The organism is Mycobacterium sp. E802 (assembly GCF_001666875.1).
Classification (GTDB): Bacteria; Actinomycetota; Actinomycetes; order Mycobacteriales; family Mycobacteriaceae; genus Mycobacterium.
In genome coordinates this window covers 12,558-29,494 of the sequence record NZ_LZJD01000145.1, presented here as the reverse complement: position 1 = coordinate 29,494, position 16,937 = coordinate 12,558, and the positions used below count along the sequence as shown (strand labels likewise).

The window sequence follows — 16,937 nt, the reverse complement described above, 5'->3', positions numbered from 1 at the left end:
TACCGGCTCGCGCCCGAGCACAAGGCGCCGGCCGCCCTCGACGACGCCTACGCCGCCTACCGCTGGGCGCTGGACCACGCCGCGGGCCTGGGTGCCACGCAGATCGTCGTCGGCGGTGACAGTGCCGGCGGCAACCTGGCTGCCTTGGTGGCCCTGCAAGCCCGCGACTCGGAGCTGCCGCTGCCTGCCCTGCAGCTGCTGCTCTACCCGGTCACCGACTGGTCCAGCGCCCAGCGGTAGGCGGCGTAGGCGTCGTCGAGGGCGGCCGGCGCCTTGTGCTCGGGCGCGAGCCGGTAGTCCACCGACACCACCTGGATGCCGCCGTCGCGGCAGATCAACCGGCACAGGCTGTCGTGGGTGTCGAGATCACCGATGACAAATCCGCCGCCGTGGAAATAGAGGAGCATCGCCGGCGTCGTCGACGCGCCGGAGCCGTCCGGGACGTACCGTCGCGCCTTCATCGGTCCGGCCGGCCCGGGGATCGAAATGTCGGTGACGTCGGCATCGATGCGGGGACTCATCATGGCCGCGGTGGCCCGTAATGCGGCGCGCGACACCGCAACCCCGGTCTCGGGGCTGTGGTCTGCGACCAGCTCACCCGTCCCGGAGGCGTGCTGCAGTGCGAGCGTGAACTGCAGCGTGGTGTCCAGCGTGTTGCCGTCGACGGTCACGCTGCGCCCACCCAGGAGCAGACGCTTGCGCGGATCGGAGATCCACGGGATCGCAGCGAGGGACAATTTGGTGGCCCGCTCGAGCAGCCGCTGTGTGGCTCGCTGCTGCTGGTGGCCGTCGTGCCCCACCAGCGCCTGCCCGCCTGGCAGACTTTCAGTCATGGCTGCTCCCTCTGTGAATCCTCGTGTCACGCTCAACGACGGTAATTCGATACCGCAAGTCGGGTTGGGGGTATGGCAGACCCCTGCCGAAGACACCGAACGCGCGGTGACCGCGGCGCTGCAGGCCGGCTATCGCCATATCGATACTGCTGCCGCCTACCGCAATGAAGCCGAGGTCGGCGCGGGCATACGCAACTCCGGGATCCCCCGTGAGGACGTCTTCCTGGTGACCAAGCTGTGGAACAGCGACCAGGGATATGACGCCGCGCTGGCCGCCTTCGACGCAAGCCTCGACCGGCTCGGCGTGGATTATCTGGACCTCTACCTCATCCACTGGCCGGTGCCCGCCAACGGCGCCTACGTCGACACCTTCAAAGCCTTTGCCCACCTGCACGACCAGGGCCGGGTCCGGTCCATCGGGGTGAGCAACTTCGAACCCGAGCATCTCGACGTCCTCATCGACTCGACCGGCATCGTTCCGGCGGTCAATCAGGTCGAGCTGCATCCGCTGCTGCCCCAACACGCCCTTCGCGAAGTCCACGCGAAGCTCGGCATCGCCACCGAGGCCTGGAGCCCGCTGGGGCAGGGATCGCTGCTCACCGATCCGGTCGTCACCGGGGTTGCCGAGGAACACGGTAAAACCGCGGCGCAGGTACTGATTAGGTGGCATATCCAGCTGGGTAATATCGTCATCCCCAAGTCGGTGAACCCAGAGCGGATCGTGAGCAATTTCGATGTGTTCGATTTCGATCTGACCGAAGCGAACATGTCGGCCATCGCCTCGTTGGACACAGGCACACGCCTGGGACCCGATCCACGAACCTTCAACTTCACAGGATAGGTGACATGACATCCTCGGACGGGGCTGCGATCCCCACCGTCACGCTCAACGACGACCGCACGATCCCTGTCGTGGGCCTGGGCGTCGGCGGACTCTCGGATGCCGAGGCAGAAGCGGCGGTGTCCGCCGCTCTTGAGGCCGGCCACCGGTTGATCGACACCGCGGCCGCCTACGGCAACGAGGCCGGTGTCGGCCGAGCCATCGCGGCGTCGGGCATCCCGCGCGAGGACATCTACGTCACCACCAAACTGGCCATCCCCGATTACGGATTCCAGTCCTCCCAGGACGCCGGCAAGGCCAGCCTGGAGCGGCTCGGCCTGGACTACGTGGATCTGTACCTGATCCATTGGCCGGGCACCGACACCGGCAAGTACGTCGACAGCTGGGGCGGGCTGATGGCGCTCAAGCAGGCGGGCCTGGCCCGCTCCACCGGCGTGGCCAACTTCAGCCCCGAAAACCTGTCCACGATCGTGGAACTGACGTTCGTGACGCCCGCGGTCAACCAGATCGAGTTGCATCCGTTGCTCAATCAGAGCGCCTGGCGGGCGGGCAACGCCCAGTACGGCATCACCACGCAGGCCTACAGCCCGCTCGGGGTCGGCGCCCTGCTGGACAACCCGGCCGTCACTGCGATCGCCGATGCCCACGGCAAGACCCCGGCCCAGGTGCTGATCCGTTGGAGCATCCAGCTGGGCAACTCGGTGATCTTCCGGTCGACCAAGCCGGAGCGGATCTCCGCCAATTTCGACGTGTTCGGCTTCGAGTTGACCGACGAGCAGATGGACAGCCTCAACGGTCTCGATGACGGCACCCGGTTCCGTCCCGATCCGGCGACGTTCGCGGGATAGATCCGCCGTCACTACCCCGTCGGACAGGTGCCCGCCGCTTCGCGCAGCACCGCCGCCGACGCCGCGTCGACCGGTAGCGCATACCCGCGCAGCACCTCGACGAACTGCACCGCGTACTGACACCAGAATGCGCGGTTGGGCGGCATCCAACGGGCAGGCTCCTGATCGCCCTTGTCCTGGTTGGGTTTACCGGCGACTGCGAGCAGATTGGCCGGATCGTTGGCGAACCGCAGCCGCAGATCATCGGGCCAGTTCCGGGCGCCGAGATCCCAGGCCAGCGCCAACGGCACGATGTGGTCGATCTGTACCGCGGCACCGGTCTGGTTGCCGCGCAGGAACGACACGACCGCGTTCGTATAGGGATCGTGGAGGGTTCCGGTTGCCACGGCGACCGGACACCGCTTGATCGCCACGAACGTCTTGTCGACGAGGTCACGGTTGAGGATGTCGTTGCGGGTGTCGCAGCCGTTGTGACCGCCGGGCGCGCTGTTGTCGTCATCCCAGGCGTCACCGAAAGCCGCACGGCGGTAGTCGTTGCCGCGCAACCGCGCTGGGATCTCGGGCACCCCGGCCAGCAGGTCGACGCCGGCAGCGATGCTGGGCGCTTGCGCCCCCGCGACGAACCGGTCGGAGTGTTGCGTCGACCAGCTCACCTGGACGGCGACCACCACCGCGAGGAGGACGGCCGCTGCCAACCACAACAACCGGCGGCGGCTCATGCCTTTTCCAGGTACTCGACGCGGTCGGTGTCCACGAACTGTGCTGCCAGCAGGTCCATCCCAGGGTCGTGTTGGCTCTGCGCATACCGCTGCTCACAGAACGACCGGGCCTCCTGGATCACCTCGAGATGATCCCGCAGCGACAGGAAGCGCAAGTTGATGGTGCGTCCGGACTGGTTGAGGCCCAACACATCTCCCTCGCGCCGCTCGTCGAGGTCCAGGTCGGCCAGGGCGAAGCCGTCCAGCGTCGCGGCGACGGCCTTGATCCGTGCACCGGCCTTGGAGGTCTCGGGCAGACGGGTGGCCAACAGGCACAGGCTCGGATGCTGTCCGCGGCCGATGCGACCGCGCAGCTGATGAAGCTGACTGATACCGAATCGGTCGGCATCCATCACCACCATCATGGTGGAGTTGGGCACGTCGACGCCGACCTCGATGACGGTGGTGCACACCAGCACATCGATCTCGCCGGCCCGGAAGGCGCCCATCACCGCGTCCTTCTCGTCACCGGGCAGCCGGCCGTGCATCAGGCCGAGCCGTAAACCCGACAGCGGGCCCGCGCTCAGCCTGTCGAAGAGATCAACCACGGTGATCGGCGGCGGGCCACCGCGGTCTTCACCCTTGTCGCCGGGCTTGTCCGATTCGTCGATACGCGAGGCGACCACATAGGCCTGCCGTCCCGCGGCCACCTCTTCGCGGATCCGGGCCCAGGCCCGGTCCAGCCAGGCCGGCTTCTGCGAGACGAAAATGGTGTTGGTGGTGATGGGTTGGCGACCCCGGGGCAGCTCGCGCAGCGTCGAGGTCTCCAGATCGCCGTACACGGTGAGCGCGACGGTCCGCGGGATCGGCGTGGCCGTCATCACGAGCAGATGCGGCGTCAGGCCATCCCGCGCCTTGGCGCGCAACGTATCCCGCTGCTCCACCCCGAACCGGTGCTGCTCGTCGACGACCACCATCCCCAAGTTGTGGAACTCCACCGCCTCCTGCAGCAACGCGTGGGTGCCGACGATGATGCCGGCCCGGCCGGATGCCACGTCGCTGCGCACGGCGCGCTTCTGCGGCGCAGTCATCGCACCGGTCAGCAGTGTCACCCCAGTGGCCGTCTCCGCACCGCCGAGCTGACCGGCCATCGCCAGTGGCCCCAACACGTCCCGTATCGAGCGGGCATGTTGGGCGGCAAGCACTTCGGTGGGCGCCAACAATGCGCACTGGTAACCCGCGTCGACCATCTGCAGCATCGCCAGCACCGACACGATGGTCTTGCCGGACCCCACCTCGCCCTGCAGCATCCGGTTCATCGGACGCGTCGAGCCCAACTCGTCCGAGATCACCTCCAGCACTTCGGATTGCCCGGCGGTCAACTCGAACGGCAACCGGCTTCGCATCGCCGCGGCCAAGCCGTGGTCGGACCATGGTGCGGCGGGCCCGGATTCACTGAACTCACCGTAACGCCGCGCCACCAACCCCCACTGCAGCCCGATGGCCTCGTCATAGGTCAACCGTTCGGCGGCGCGCTCGCGTTGAGTCGCGTTCTCGGCCAGGTGAATTGCCCGCAGCGCCTCATCCTCGGACATCAGACCGTGTTGGCGCACAAAGGCTTCCGGTAGCGGATCGGGAACCGGGTCGAGAACGTCGAGGACCTGCCGCACGCACGCGTAGATGTCCCAGCTCTGCACCTTGGCCGAGGCCGGATAGATGGGGAAGAAGTCGCGCTCGAACTCGGCCAGCATGTCCTCGCCGGAGGCTCCAGAAGCCGAGGCAATGGTCTTGAGCGATTTGGTGCCGATCTGCTTGCCCGACGGCGCATTCAGGACCAGAAATGCCGGATGATCCAGTTGAAGGGCCTTGCGGAAGTACTTGACCTCGCCGGAAAGCATGAGCCGCGTGCCGGTCGACAGTTTGTCCGCCATCCACCCCGCGTTGAAGAACGTCGCCGTCACGGCGGGCCGGTGCTCACCGAGGGTGACTCGCAGCCACTTCCGGGTGATCGGCTTGCCCGTCTTCTTGCTGAAGCCCGGCTTCATCTCACCGGTCTTCGTTTCGGTGACCACCTCGATGAACGTGACGTGCTCGCCCTCTTCCAGATCGAGGGCCTCGCCTTCACCGCGAATCGACATGCCGTCGCTGTATTTCCGGGGGTAGTGCCGCAGCAGGTCGTTGACCGTGACGATGCCGAAGTGTTCCTCGAGCGGCTTGGCCGAGCGCCCCCCGATCACCAGGTCCAGCCGGTCGGCGAGGGTGGCCATCACTCCACCCCGATCAGCAGCGCGTCGCCACGGTGGCCGGTGTGGTATGTCACCAGCTCGGCTCCGAGGTGGGCGCGGTGTACGTGGGCCTGCAGAGCTTCCCCGACGGCGTCGTCAACGCCCTCACCGGTCAACACCGTGATCAGCTCTCCCCCGGCCACCATCATGAGGTCGATCAACCCGGCCGCCGCCGCGGTGATGTCAGGTCCGACGATGAGCACCTCGTCGCCGGTGATACCGAGACCGTCACCGGGTTTGCAGGCTCCGGCCCAGGTCAGGGCGTCTTCGGTGGCGATCCGCACCGCACCGTGGCGCGCGCCCGCCGCGGCACGCGCCATCGTGTAGCCGTCGTCGACCGCTTGTCTGCCCTCGTCGTGGACGGCCAGGGCGGCCAAGCCCTGCACCATCGAGCCGGCAGGCACCGGGACCACGTCGATGCCCCATCCGATCGCGGCCGTGCATCCGGCCACCAGTTCCTCGGCGGCGACATATCCGTTGGGCAGCACCATGACCTGGGCCGCCCCCACATCGATCAGGGCACGCAACAACTGCTGGGCGGTGATCGGCTCGCCACGCTCGGGCCGCAGCACGTGCGCGCCCTCGCCGGCGAACAGATCGACACCACCGTCACCGTCGACGACGGCCAACACCGCGCGCTCTCGCGCCCACCCACCGGCCGGCCGGACACCGGGGCCGGCAGTCAACGCGGTGATCTGAATGCGGCTCAGCGATCCCACCGCCAGGCCCGCCTCGACCGCCGCCCCGGCGTCGTCGACGTGGACGTGGACCGAGTAGTGATCCCGGTCGGAGGCCGCGATCGCCACCGACTCGCCCATCTCGTCCAATACCGCGCGCAACCCTTCGACGGCCCGGGCCCGGCAACCGCTCAGCAGGTACATGACCTCGAACTGCGGCGGCGCCCCGGTGGCGGCAAGATCGGCGGCCGCGCGCGCGGCCTGCGGCGAGGCCGGGGCGTAGACCGGGCGGTGCGGCGCGTGCCCGGCCAGCGTGGCGGTCATCGCGTCGAGCAGGACGAGCAGGCCCCGGCCCCCGGAATCGACGACACCCGCCTTGGCCAGGACATCGAGTTGCTCGGGCGTACGTTCCAGGGCGACCGACGCGGCCTCGCCCGCGGCTGCCGCGGTGTCGCCCACGTCGCCACCTTCGGCCGCGCAATGTTCCGCAGCCTCGGCGGCGGCCTGCAGGACCGAGACGATCGTGCCCGGCACGGGATCACCCATCGACGTGACGGCCAGGGTGGCGGCGTGCCGCAGCGCCGCTCCGAACAGCACGCTGTCGATCTCGGAGAGATCCCCGTGGCGTTGGGCGGCCACCGCGGTGATGACCTCGGCCAGGCCCAGCAGAATCTGCGACAGGATCACCCCGGAGTTGCCGCGTGCACCCTGCAGCGCCCCGGCGGCCAGGGCGCTGGCCACTGCCACGATGTCGCCCCCGGTCGACTCGGCCGCCACATGCGCCCACGCCGATCGCATGGTGAACAGCATGTTCGTCCCGGTATCGGCATCGGCCACCGGGAACACGTTGAGCCGGTTGATCTCATCGGTGTGAGTGATCAGGTCGTCGACGGCAGCATGGGCCCACGACCGCAGAGCGGAGGCGTCCAGCCGCCGAGCCGACATCCGACCTCCCAATCCCCTTCAGAATTGCGGTGCCTCTCAGTGCGCGACCCGGGCACCGCCGTCGGCGCCAGCCTATCCAGTGGCAACGACAAACCCGATCACAGCATCGCCGGCTGTGGACAACCTGAAGCGGTGTTCACGAGCCGTTTTGGCGTTCGTTGGCCCTCCCGGTATTCTGATCAGGTTGTCGGGTCGAGCCGCGTCGGTTTGCGGCGAGCAAGCCCAGACCCCCAAGAACTGATTTCGAGGAGTTGTTGATATGGCTGCCGTGTGCGATATCTGCGGAAAGGCGCCCGGCTTCGGCAAGTCGGTGTCGCACTCGCATCGGCGGACCAGCCGGCGCTGGGATCCGAACATCCAGTCGGTCCGTGCCGTGGCGCGTCCGGGTGGCAACAAGCAGCGCGTGAACGCCTGCACCTCCTGCATCAAGGCCGGCAAGGTCTCCCGCGGCTGACGTCGCGTACCAGTCCGCGCATCTGATCAGGTGCGCGGACTCTCTTTGTTTACCTGAGCGGTAGGCAGGGTATCTGCCGTCGGCATGTTTTCATGTCGTGCATCACAATCGTCGCTCGGTGCCTTCGCGGCTGCCCTCGCCGTCGGCGCCATGCTGACCGCGTGCGGAGGCAGCGGCAGCGATGACGATTCGACGGTGGAGATCTCCACGACCTCGGAGACTCCCTCCGAAGGTGACGGTGACGTGACCATCGAGATCCCCTCACCGGGAATCCCCTCGCCTTCGATCCCGTCTCCGCCGCCGCTGCCCTGACCGCACTCAGGGCAAGCGCCAGTCGATCGGATCGGCGCCCAACTGCTGCAGCAGCTCATTGGCACGGCTGAACGGGCGTGACCCGAAGAAACCCCGCGAGGCCGACAACGGCGACGGGTGCGGCGATTCGATTGTCACGCAGTCACCTTCGGCCAGCATCGGTTTGAGCGTCGAGGCATCGCGTCCCCACAGGATCGCGACCATCGGCTGCTTGCGGGCCACCAGAGCCCGGATCGCACACTCGGTGACGGCCTCCCAGCCCTTGCCACGATGTGAGGCCGGCGTGCCCGGAGAGACCGTGAGGACCCTGTTGAGCAACAGGACGCCGCGCTGCGACCACCGGGTCAAGTCACCGTTGGTCGGCAGCGGGTAGGCCAGATCGTCGGTGTACTCCTTGAAGATGTTCGACAGACTGCGTGGCAGCGGACGGACGTCGGCAGCCACCGAGAAACTCAGGCCGACGGCGTGTCCCGGAGTCGGGTAGGGATCCTGACCGACGATCAGCACACGCACCTGATCGAACGGAAATGTGAAGGCGCGCAAAACATTCTGGCCTGCAGGCAGATAACGTCGACCGGCGGCCAACTCTTCCCGCAGGAACTCCCCCATCTGCGCGACATGCGCACTCACCGGCTCGAGCGCGCGGGCCCATCCCGCCTCGACGAGTTCGTTCAACGGACGGGCACCCGCTGTTGCATTGCTCCTCGCGTCCACACCCGCCGCATTGCTCCTCGCGTCCACACCCGCCGCATTGCTCCTCGCGTCCACCGCCGCCAAATTGCTCCTCGCGTCCGCAGTCACAGGAAACCAACTTAGCGGTCCGGGTCAGTCAAACGATTGCCATCCACGGCTTCCCGCCCACGCGGCGCCGTCGACGAGTACCACCCCTGGGCCGTCCAGCACCCGACCGATGACCCGCCAGCCAGGCGGCACCGCGCCCGGGAACGTCGCCACCAGCGCATGGTCCTCGCCACCGCCCAGCACCCATTCCCACGGGTCTTCACCTGCCTGCGCTGCAGCCGCGGCGACGGCCGCCCGGTCGTCGTCCAGCGCACCGCGATCCACGTCGATCCCGACCCCCGAAGCCGTTGCGATGTGGCCGAGATCGGCGAGCAGACCATCGGAGACGTCGGTCATCGCCGAGGCACCTGCCGCCGCGGCAACCCCACCTTGGCCGTAGGGCGGCTGTGGGGTCCGATGTCGCTGTCGCAGTTCCGCGAACCCGTCGATGTCGTTGCGCAGGACCGCGAATCCGGCGGCCGAGCGGCCCAATTCGCCGGCGATCGCCACGGTGTCGCCGGGGCGGGCGCCGCTGCGCCGCACCGGCTCGCGGCCACTCAGATCACCGAGCACGGTGACCGATATCACCCACAGCGGCGCGCGAACCAGGTCGCCGCCGGCGATGCTGGCGCCCACCAACCGCGCCTCGTCCCAAAGCCCGTCAGCCACTTCGGCTGCGGCGGTCACCGAGGTGTCCGCCGGTGCGCCGAATGCCACCACGAATGCGGTGGCCGCACCGCCCATCGCTTCGATGTCAGCGGCGTTCTGCGCAATCGCCTTGCGGCCGATGTCGTGCGGCGAGGACCAGTCGAGGCGAAAGTGGCGGTCCTGCACCAACATGTCGGTGGACACCACTGTCCGCCCATCCGTCGTCGTCACCACCGCGGCATCGTCGCCCGGCCCGAGCATGACGGCCGAAGATTGTGTGCGTCCGGCCACGAGCCGGTCGATGACGACGAATTCGCCGGCGGTCGCCAGGGTGTCGCCCGTATCAGGACCGTGCACATCGCCTGTCATCTCGTCTCCTGCCGGTCGGGTGCCGCATCCGGCGAGCCCGGGACCGGACCTGCGGTACGTTTGGTGCCTGCGGCCAGCAGTTTATGCAGCGAGACGGAGGAGACAGCCGGTGGTGGAGGCTTACGTGCTGATCCAGACCGAGGTGGGCCGCGCCGAGGTCGTCGCCAAGCAACTCGCTGCGCTGCCCGGTGTGGTCTCCGCAGAGTATGTGACGGGGCCCTACGACGTGGTCTTGCGCATCAGCGCGGACACCCTGTCAGCCCTACAGTCCGATGTGGTGCCCGCGGTGCAGCAGGTCTCCGGGATCACCCGGACCTTGACCTGCCCGATCGCGGGCGGCGGTCGGCCATAGAGTTGGTGGTGTGACCGACTCGCCCTCCACCGATGGCCCACCCCGTGCCCTACTGATCGCTGCGGTGGTGGTGGCGGTGTCGGTGCTGATCACCGTGCTGGGTATCGCGGCGTCACGGCAACGCTCCCCCGAACAACAACCGGTCGCGATTCCGTCGGTGCCCGCCCCCCAGGCGGACAGCCAGCAATGTCACGACCTGCTCGGTGCGCTTCCCGAGCAGCTGGGCGATTTTCGCCGGGCGCCGACCGTCGAGCCGACACCGCCGGGCACCGCGGCCTGGCGCGCGGAGCCGGACACCGAACCGGTCGTGCTGCGCTGCGGTCTGGAACGGCCGTCGGACTTTGTCGTGGGGGCTCCGCTCCAGGTCGTCGACGAGATCCAGTGGTTCCGGGTGGGAGAATCCGGCATCGGGAGTCCCGGCGGCGAGGCCGACGATCAGAGTCGCAGCACCTGGTATGCAGTGGACCGCCCGGTGTATGTCGCCCTGACGTTGCCGGCCGGTTCAGGACCGACACCTATTCAGCAGATCTCCGGTCAGATCGCGCGCACGATGGCTGCCCAGGAACCTGCGCCGGCCCCGGCTGGGTGATCCGTCAGCGCAGGCCGGTACCCCGGGCCAGGGCGGTATCGACCATCGCGGTCAGCAGCGTCGGATAGTCGACGCCGCTGGCGGCCCACATCCGCGGGAACATCGAGATCGTGGTGAACCCCGGCATCGTGTTGATCTCGTTGATCACCGGCCCGTCGTCGGTGAGGAAGAAGTCGACGCGGGCCAGTCCTTGGCAGTCGATTGCGGTGAAGGCACGCACGGCCAGCCGGCGGACCTCCTCGGCGATGTCGTCGTCGACCTTGGCGGGGACATCGAGCTCGGCCGCATCGACAAGGTATTTCGTAGCGAAGTCGTAGAAACCGTCTTCGCGGCCCCGCACGCCGGCCACCCGGATCTCGCCCACGGTACTGGCTTCCACGCTGCCGTCGGGGAACTCGAGCACACCGCACTCCAGCTCGCGGCCCGGGACCGCGGCCTCGACGATGACCTTCGGATCGTGACGACGCGCCAGCTCGATCGCGGCGGGCAGCTCGTCCCACGCGGTGACCCGGCTGACGCCGATCGAAGATCCACCCCGGGCGGGTTTGACGAACACCGGCAGGCCGAGACGTGCGCGGTCTTCGAGGTCGACCGTCACGTCCCTGGGCCGCAACACCACGAAGTCGCCGATCGGCAGCCCCTCGGCGGCCAGCAGCTTTTTCGTGAACTCCTTGTCCATCCCGGCGGCGCTCGACAGCACGCCGGAGCCGACGTACGGAATCCCGGCCAGCTCCAGCAGGCCCTGGATGGTGCCATCCTCGCCGTACGGTCCGTGCAGCACCGGGAACACCACGTCGACGGCGGCGAGCAGCTCGCCGGGGCCGTTGCCCAGCGCCAGCATCTGACCGCTGCGGTTCGGCGCGGCCGGCAACGCGAGCTCGGTACCGGATGTCTCGGTGACCTCGGGCAGCTGCCCGTCGGTGATCGCGAGCGTATCGGGCCTGCCGTCGGTCAACATCCAGGAACCGCCAGGAGTGATTCCCACCGCCACCACCTCGAACCGTTCCGGATCGAGGTTGCGCAGGATGCTGCCCGCCGACACACATGAGATGGCGTGCTCAGAGCTACGCCCGCCGTAGACGACGGCGACGCGGGTGCGGGATCCGGTCTGATTGCGGGCGCTCACAACCTAGAGAGGCTACCGTCCCGGGCGGTCGGTCCCTTCCGGCACATCCCGACCTGGTGTTTCAGCCCCGCAGTGCGCGGTCGACGTCGGCGAGGAGGTCTTCGGTGTCCTCTATTCCCGCCGAGATGCGGGCGAACCCGGCCGGTACCGGGTCGCCCCAGCGGGCCCGGCGGTCGACCGAAGTGTGTATCCCGCCGAAGCTGGTCGACGCGATCAGCAGCGCGCTGCGCTCCACCAGGGCGTGCACGGCGGCGGCGTCGGACAACTCGATGGACACCAAGCCGCCGAATCGTCTCATCTGCGCGGCGGCCAGCTCGTGTGCCGGATCGTCGGGCAGTCCGGGGTAGCGCACCGAGCGCACCGCGGGATGGTCACGCAGCATCATCGCCAAGGCGACCGCGTTCTGGCACTGCCGCTCGAACCGCAGCCCGGCGCTGCCGAGGCTGCGCAACACCAGCCAGGCCTCGAATGCACCCAGGATCGATCCGGACAGCAACCGCTCGCGTTCCACGGCGGCCATCAGTTCTCGTTGGCTACCCGCGACATAGCCGGCAACCAGATCGCTGTGCCCCGACAGCGCTTTGGTGGCGCTGGCCACCACGAGGTCGGCACCGAGGGCCAGCGGCTGCTGCCCCAGCGGTGTGGCGGTGGTGTTGTCGACGACGAGAGTGGCGCCGTTGCCACGGCAGATCATCGCCAGGCGGTGCAGATCGACGACGTCGAGTCCCGGGTTGACCGGCGTCTCGGCCAGCACCGCGTCGGCACCCGCGGCCGCTTCGCAGATATCGTGCGTATGCGCCTCGATCACCGTGACCCCTTGTGGGCAAAGGTATTCGGCGGCATAGCGGCGGACCTGGTAGTAACCGTCGGCAGGGACGACGAGGGTGGTGCCGGGTGTGGCCAGCACCCGAAGTGTCGACGTGATCGCGGCCATGCCCGAGCCGAATGTCAGTGCGCCTACCGCGCCTTCCAGTTCGGCCAGCGCCGCTTCGAGCTGTCGCCAAGACGGATTCGAGCTGCGGCCGTAGCTGTCCAGCGGCTCGGTCTCATCGGGCGAGAGATGGTACGCCGACGCCGGTACCGGGATCGGTGCCACCGGTTGTCCGGGGATCGATTCCACGCCAACGGCTTTGACGCTACGCGTGGAATCTCCGTACCAGCCGTCCATAGCTGCGCCTCACCTACTCCGGTTTCGTGCTGCGACCCAACAGCAACGCGACTGCTTCGTGCACCGACAATCCCTTGTGGCACACGCGATGAACCGCGTCGGTCAACGGCATCTCGACGCCGTAACTGGAAGCCAGCGCCAGCACCGACTCGCATGATGCGACACCTTCGGCCACGTGCCCGCCGGCGGCCACCAAGGCCGATTCCATGGTGCCGCCCTTGCCCAGTCGCTCACCGAAGGTGCGGTTACGGGAATGGCCGGAGGTGCATGTGGCGACCAGATCCCCGACGCCGGCCAATCCGGCCAGCGTGGCCGGGGTGGCACCGAGGGCGATACCCAACCGCATCACCTCGGCCAGGCCGCGGGTGATGATGGCGGCAACGGTGTTCTCCCCCAACCCGACTCCCACCGCCATGCCGCAGGCCAGGGCGATGACGTTCTTGCAGGCACCGCCCACCTCGGCGCCGACCACGTCGGCGTTGGTATAGGGCCGGAAGTATCCGGTGGTCAACGCCCGCTGCAGAGCCACCGCGCGGCCGGAGTCGCTGCAGGCGACAACGGTGGCCGCCGGCTGCTCCTCGGCGATCTCGCTGGCCAGGTTGGGACCGGTCACCACCGCGACCCGGGACGGGTCGACTCCGGTGACCTGGACGATGACCTGGCTCATCCGCATCAGCGAGCCGAGCTCGATGCCCTTGGCCAGGCTCACCAAGGTGACGTCGTCATCGATCAGGTGCTTCCAGCCCTCCAGGTTCGCCCGCAACTGTTGCGCCGGAACACCCAGCAGCACCGTGCACGCGCCGGCCAACGCCTCGGCCGGATCACTGGTGGCTTTGATCGAGGCCGGCAGCACCACGTCGCCGAGGTAACGACTGTTGCGATGGTCGGAATTGATCTCGTCGGCAACCTCGGGGCGTCGGGCCCACATCGTCACCGGATTACCGGCGTCCGCCAGGACCTTGGCCAGCGCCGTCCCCCACGCACCCGCACCCATAACCGCAGCCTCTACCACCCGTTCACCCTATCCCGGCTCCGGTGCCACTCGCCGTCACCAGCCGGGCTGGCAGGATGAACCCATGAGCGGCTTCCGAAGCGACACCGCCGCGGCAGCAACGCAGGCCACCGACGTCGCCCTGGTGATCGCGGTGAAGCGGCTGTCGGCTGCCAAGACGCGGCTGGCGCCCATCTTCTCTGCGGCCACCCGCGAAGCCGTCGTGCTGGCCATGCTCGTCGACACGATCACCGCCGCGTCGGTCATCGCCCCGGTGACAGTCGTAACCCCGGACGACACCGCCGCGGATGCTGCACGGGAGTTGGGGGCAGCGGTGCTGGTGGATCCGACACCGGCCGACCATCGCGACCCGCTCAACAACGCCATCAGCACGGCTGAAACCGAATTACGCGCCACCGCACCGAATATCGTTGTTCTTCAGGGCGATCTGCCGGCCCTGCAGCCCCAGGAGCTGGCCGAGGCACTGGCACTGGCCCGCGGCCACCGGCGCAGCTTCGTCGGCGACCGGCACGGGACGGGCACGTCGGCGCTGTTCGCCTTCGGCACGGCGCTGGCCCCACATTTCGGGTCCGATTCTGCTGCGCGCCATCGACACTCCGGTGCAATCGAATTGACCGGCGCCTGGCCCGGTCTGCGCTGCGACATCGACACACCCGACGATCTTCAGACCGCGCGCCGCCTCGGCGTCGGCCCGGCAACCGCACGCACGCTCGGCAGGCACCACCGCTGAGGTAGCCGCGGACCCGCGCGATAAGGAATGATCGGATGGGTGAGCGAAGCCACCGAAGCCGAACCCGGAACCAGGCCAGCCGACGGCAAACGGGACGTCGCCGCAGCCGCATCGGGGCCGCCGGTCGAGTCGTCGACTCCTGAAGCCCCGCCGGCGGCGACCTCACCGGCGGTGGACGATGCGCTGCCCGAGGACCGCTACCTCAACCGCGAACTGAGCTGGCTGGACTTCAACGCCCGGGTGCTGGCCCTGGCCGCCGATCCGTCGCTCCCGCTGTTGGAGCGGGCGAAGTTCCTGGCGATCTTCGCATCCAATCTCGACGAGTTCTACATGGTCCGGGTGGCCGGTCTCAAACGGCGCGACGAGATGGGGCTGTCGGTGCGCTCGGCCGACGGCCTCTCGCCGCGGGAGCAGTTGCGCCGCATCAACGAACGCACACAGCAGATCGCCAACCGCCACGCCAAGGTGTTCCTCAGTTCGGTGCGCCCGGCGTTGGCCGAAGAGGGCATCGTCATCGTCAACTGGGCCCAGCTCGACGAGGCTGAGCGCGCGAAACTCTCGAAGTACTTTCACGAACAGGTGTTCCCGGTCCTCACCCCGCTGGCCGTCGACCCGGCCCACCCGTTCCCGTTCGTCAGCGGGCTGAGCCTCAATCTGGCCATCACCGTCAAGCATCCCGAAGACGGCGGACAGCACTTCGCCAGGATCAAGGTGCCCGACAATGTCGGCCGTTTCGTGCAATTGAGCCCGCCGGCCGACGGATCCACAGTGCTGCGGTTCCTGCCCATGGAGGAGCTCATCGCGGCGTTCCTGCCGGTGCTGTTCCCCGGGCTGGAAATCGTCGAACATCACGCGTTCCGGATCACCCGCAATGCCGACTTCGAGGTCGAAGAAGATCGCGACGAGGACCTGCTGCAGGCCCTCGAACGTGAACTGGCGCGCAGGCGCTTCGGCTCACCGGTCCGATTGGAAGTGTCCGACGACATGACCGAGAGCATGCTTGAGCTGTTGCTGCGCGAACTCGACGTAGCCCCCGGCGATGTCATCGAAGTGCCCGGCCTGCTGGACCTGTCGGCGCTGTGGCAGATCTACGACGTGGACCGGCCGACGCTCAAGGATCGCCCCTTCGTCCCTGCCACCCCACCGGCTTTCGGCGAGCGGGAGACACCCAAGAGTATTTTCTCGACGCTGCGCGACGGGGATGTGTTGGTGCACCATCCCTATGACTCGTTTTCCACGACGGTGCAGCGTTTCATCGAGCAGGCCGCGGCCGACCCCAGCGTGCTGGCCATCAAGCAGACGCTGTACCGCACCTCCGGTGACTCCCCCATCGTCAACGCGCTGATCGACGCGGCCGAGGCAGGCAAACAGGTGGTCGCCCTCGTGGAGATCAAGGCACGCTTCGATGAACAGGCCAACATCAAATGGGCCCGCGCACTCGAACAGGCCGGTGTCCATGTGGTCTACGGATTGATCGGACTCAAGACCCACTGCAAGACCTGCCTGGTGGTGCGTCGGGAAGGGTCGACGATCCGTCGTTACTGCCACATCGGTACCGGCAACTACAACCCGAAAACCGCGCGGCTGTATGAAGACGTCGGCCTGCTCACCGCCGATCCCGACATCGGCGCCGATCTCACCGATCTGTTCAATTCCCTGACCGGATACTCACGCAAGGACTCCTACCGCAATCTGCTGGTGGCTCCGCGTGGGGTGCGCAAGGGCATCATCGAGCGCATCGATCGCGAGATCGCCGCCCATCACGAGGGAGCCACGAGCGGAATTCGGTTGAAGGCCAACGCACTGGTCGACGAACAGGTCATCGACGCGCTGTACCGGGCATCGCAGGCCGGGATCCCGATCGAGATCGTGGTGCGCGGCATCTGCGCCTTGAGGCCAGGCGTAGCCGGGTATTCGGACAACATCACGGTGCGCTCGATCCTCGGGCGGTTCCTCGAGCACTCGCGGATAATTCACTTCCGCGCCATCAACGAGTTCTGGATCGGCAGTGCCGACATGATGCATCGTAATCTCGACCGCCGGGTCGAGGTGATGGCTCAGGTCAAAGATCCGCGACTGACCGGCCAACTCAACGCGGTGTTCGAGTCCGCCATGGACCCGGCCACCCGGTGCTGGGAGTTGCAGGCGGACGGCCATTGGACCGCACTGCCACAGGAAGGACAGACCGTACGCGATCACCAGGTATCGCTGATGGAACGCCGCCGGCAACCCTGACCCGGGTCTGGTACGGGGTACCGGTGCACGACCTG

17 protein-coding genes and 1 pseudogene are annotated in these 16,937 nt (G+C 67.7%); 9 read left to right on the top strand and 9 right to left on the bottom strand.

All coding sequences use genetic code 11. The features are described 5' to 3' along the window. A pseudogene (locus A5699_RS21035) lies at positions 1–219 on the top strand (alpha/beta hydrolase); the annotation flags it as partial. Here the strand turns inward: A5699_RS21035 and A5699_RS30325 are convergent. Continuing rightward, complete coding sequence (locus A5699_RS30325; RefSeq protein WP_369806742.1) at positions 204–407, bottom strand: alpha/beta hydrolase fold domain-containing protein; 204 nt, start codon at positions 405–407, stop codon at positions 204–206. The pseudogene A5699_RS21035 and the gene A5699_RS30325 sit on opposite strands and share 16 nt — an antisense overlap. 439 nt (positions 408–846) lie before the next feature. Between A5699_RS30325 and A5699_RS21025 the strand changes: the two genes are divergently transcribed. Continuing rightward, positions 847–1,674: an aldo/keto reductase gene (locus A5699_RS21025; protein ID WP_067773341.1), complete on the top strand. Its 828-nt coding sequence runs from the start codon at positions 847–849 to the stop codon at positions 1,672–1,674. 5 nt (positions 1,675–1,679) lie between these two features. Then, positions 1,680–2,522 carry an aldo/keto reductase gene (locus A5699_RS21020; protein WP_067773338.1) on the top strand — a complete coding sequence of 281 codons (843 nt, stop codon included), beginning with the start codon at positions 1,680–1,682 and terminating at the stop codon, positions 2,520–2,522. Positions 2,523–2,533: 11 nt separating this feature from the next. Here the strand turns inward: A5699_RS21020 and A5699_RS21015 are convergent, their stop codons facing one another. From A5699_RS21015 to A5699_RS21005, 3 genes are read right to left on the bottom strand one after another with little or no spacing between them, the layout of a single operon-like run. Then, positions 2,534–3,241: an HNH endonuclease family protein gene (locus tag A5699_RS21015; protein WP_067773337.1), complete on the bottom strand. Its 708-nt coding sequence runs from the start codon at positions 3,239–3,241 to the stop codon at positions 2,534–2,536. After that, complete coding sequence (recG, locus tag A5699_RS21010) at positions 3,238–5,487, bottom strand: ATP-dependent DNA helicase RecG (RefSeq protein WP_067773336.1); 2,250 nt, start codon at positions 5,485–5,487, stop codon at positions 3,238–3,240. The genes A5699_RS21015 and recG overlap by 4 nt, the downstream gene beginning before the upstream one ends. Beyond that, on the bottom strand, positions 5,487–7,127 hold the full coding sequence (locus tag A5699_RS21005) for a DAK2 domain-containing protein (RefSeq protein ID WP_067773334.1): 1,641 nt from the start codon (positions 7,125–7,127) through the stop codon (positions 5,487–5,489). The genes recG and A5699_RS21005 overlap by 1 nt, the downstream gene beginning before the upstream one ends. A 259-nt stretch (positions 7,128–7,386) precedes the next feature. On the opposite strand from A5699_RS21005, the gene rpmB reads away from it, so the two are divergent. Continuing rightward, the gene (rpmB, locus tag A5699_RS21000; protein WP_003881125.1) at positions 7,387–7,581 is read left to right on the top strand and encodes a 50S ribosomal protein L28; all 195 of its coding nucleotides are present in this window, start codon (positions 7,387–7,389) and stop codon (positions 7,579–7,581) included. Positions 7,582–7,665: 84 nt separating this feature from the next. Continuing rightward, positions 7,666–7,893, top strand: coding sequence for a hypothetical protein (locus tag A5699_RS20995; RefSeq protein ID WP_067773333.1), 228 nt, complete (start codon positions 7,666–7,668; stop codon positions 7,891–7,893). A 6-nt stretch (positions 7,894–7,899) separates the two neighbouring features. Here the strand turns inward: A5699_RS20995 and A5699_RS20990 are convergent, their stop codons facing one another. Together A5699_RS20990 and A5699_RS20985 are read right to left on the bottom strand one after the other, a co-directional pair. Continuing rightward, positions 7,900–8,607: a uracil-DNA glycosylase gene (locus A5699_RS20990; protein ID WP_067773350.1), complete on the bottom strand. Its 708-nt coding sequence runs from the start codon at positions 8,605–8,607 to the stop codon at positions 7,900–7,902. A 111-nt stretch (positions 8,608–8,718) separates the two neighbouring features. Continuing rightward, the gene (locus A5699_RS20985) at positions 8,719–9,690 is read right to left on the bottom strand and encodes a thiamine-phosphate kinase (protein ID WP_067773330.1); all 972 of its coding nucleotides are present in this window, start codon (positions 9,688–9,690) and stop codon (positions 8,719–8,721) included. Positions 9,691–9,799: 109 nt separating this feature from the next. Between A5699_RS20985 and A5699_RS20980 the strand changes: the two genes are divergently transcribed. Then, positions 9,800–10,042, top strand: a complete 243-nt coding sequence (locus A5699_RS20980; RefSeq protein ID WP_067773328.1) for an Lrp/AsnC ligand binding domain-containing protein — start codon at positions 9,800–9,802, stop codon at positions 10,040–10,042. Between the two features lie 10 nt (positions 10,043–10,052). Continuing rightward, complete coding sequence (locus tag A5699_RS20975; protein ID WP_067773323.1) at positions 10,053–10,631, top strand: DUF3515 domain-containing protein; 579 nt, start codon at positions 10,053–10,055, stop codon at positions 10,629–10,631. 4 nt (positions 10,632–10,635) lie between these two features. On the opposite strand, the gene A5699_RS20970 is transcribed toward A5699_RS20975, so the two are convergent. The 3 genes from A5699_RS20970 to A5699_RS20960 form a co-directional block, all read right to left on the bottom strand. Further along, positions 10,636–11,757: a D-alanine--D-alanine ligase family protein gene (locus tag A5699_RS20970; RefSeq protein ID WP_067773322.1), complete on the bottom strand. Its 1,122-nt coding sequence runs from the start codon at positions 11,755–11,757 to the stop codon at positions 10,636–10,638. 61 nt (positions 11,758–11,818) lie between these two features. Further along, positions 11,819–12,925, bottom strand: a complete 1,107-nt coding sequence (locus tag A5699_RS20965; RefSeq protein WP_067773320.1) for a cystathionine gamma-lyase — start codon at positions 12,923–12,925, stop codon at positions 11,819–11,821. Positions 12,926–12,938: 13 nt separating this feature from the next. Continuing rightward, positions 12,939–13,919 (bottom strand): NAD(P)H-dependent glycerol-3-phosphate dehydrogenase, encoded by a 981-nt coding sequence (locus A5699_RS20960; RefSeq protein WP_067773318.1) that lies wholly within the window; start codon positions 13,917–13,919, stop codon positions 12,939–12,941. An 82-nt stretch (positions 13,920–14,001) separates the two neighbouring features. Here A5699_RS20960 and cofC point away from each other — a divergent pair, with 82 nt between their 5' ends. After that, complete coding sequence (gene cofC, locus A5699_RS20955) at positions 14,002–14,667, top strand: 2-phospho-L-lactate guanylyltransferase (RefSeq protein ID WP_067773316.1); 666 nt, start codon at positions 14,002–14,004, stop codon at positions 14,665–14,667. Between the two features lie 27 nt (positions 14,668–14,694). Then, a complete protein-coding gene (locus A5699_RS20950) occupies positions 14,695–16,902 on the top strand; it encodes an RNA degradosome polyphosphate kinase (RefSeq protein WP_067773314.1) in 2,208 nt (735 codons plus the stop codon). Positions 16,903–16,937 lie beyond the last annotated feature (35 nt).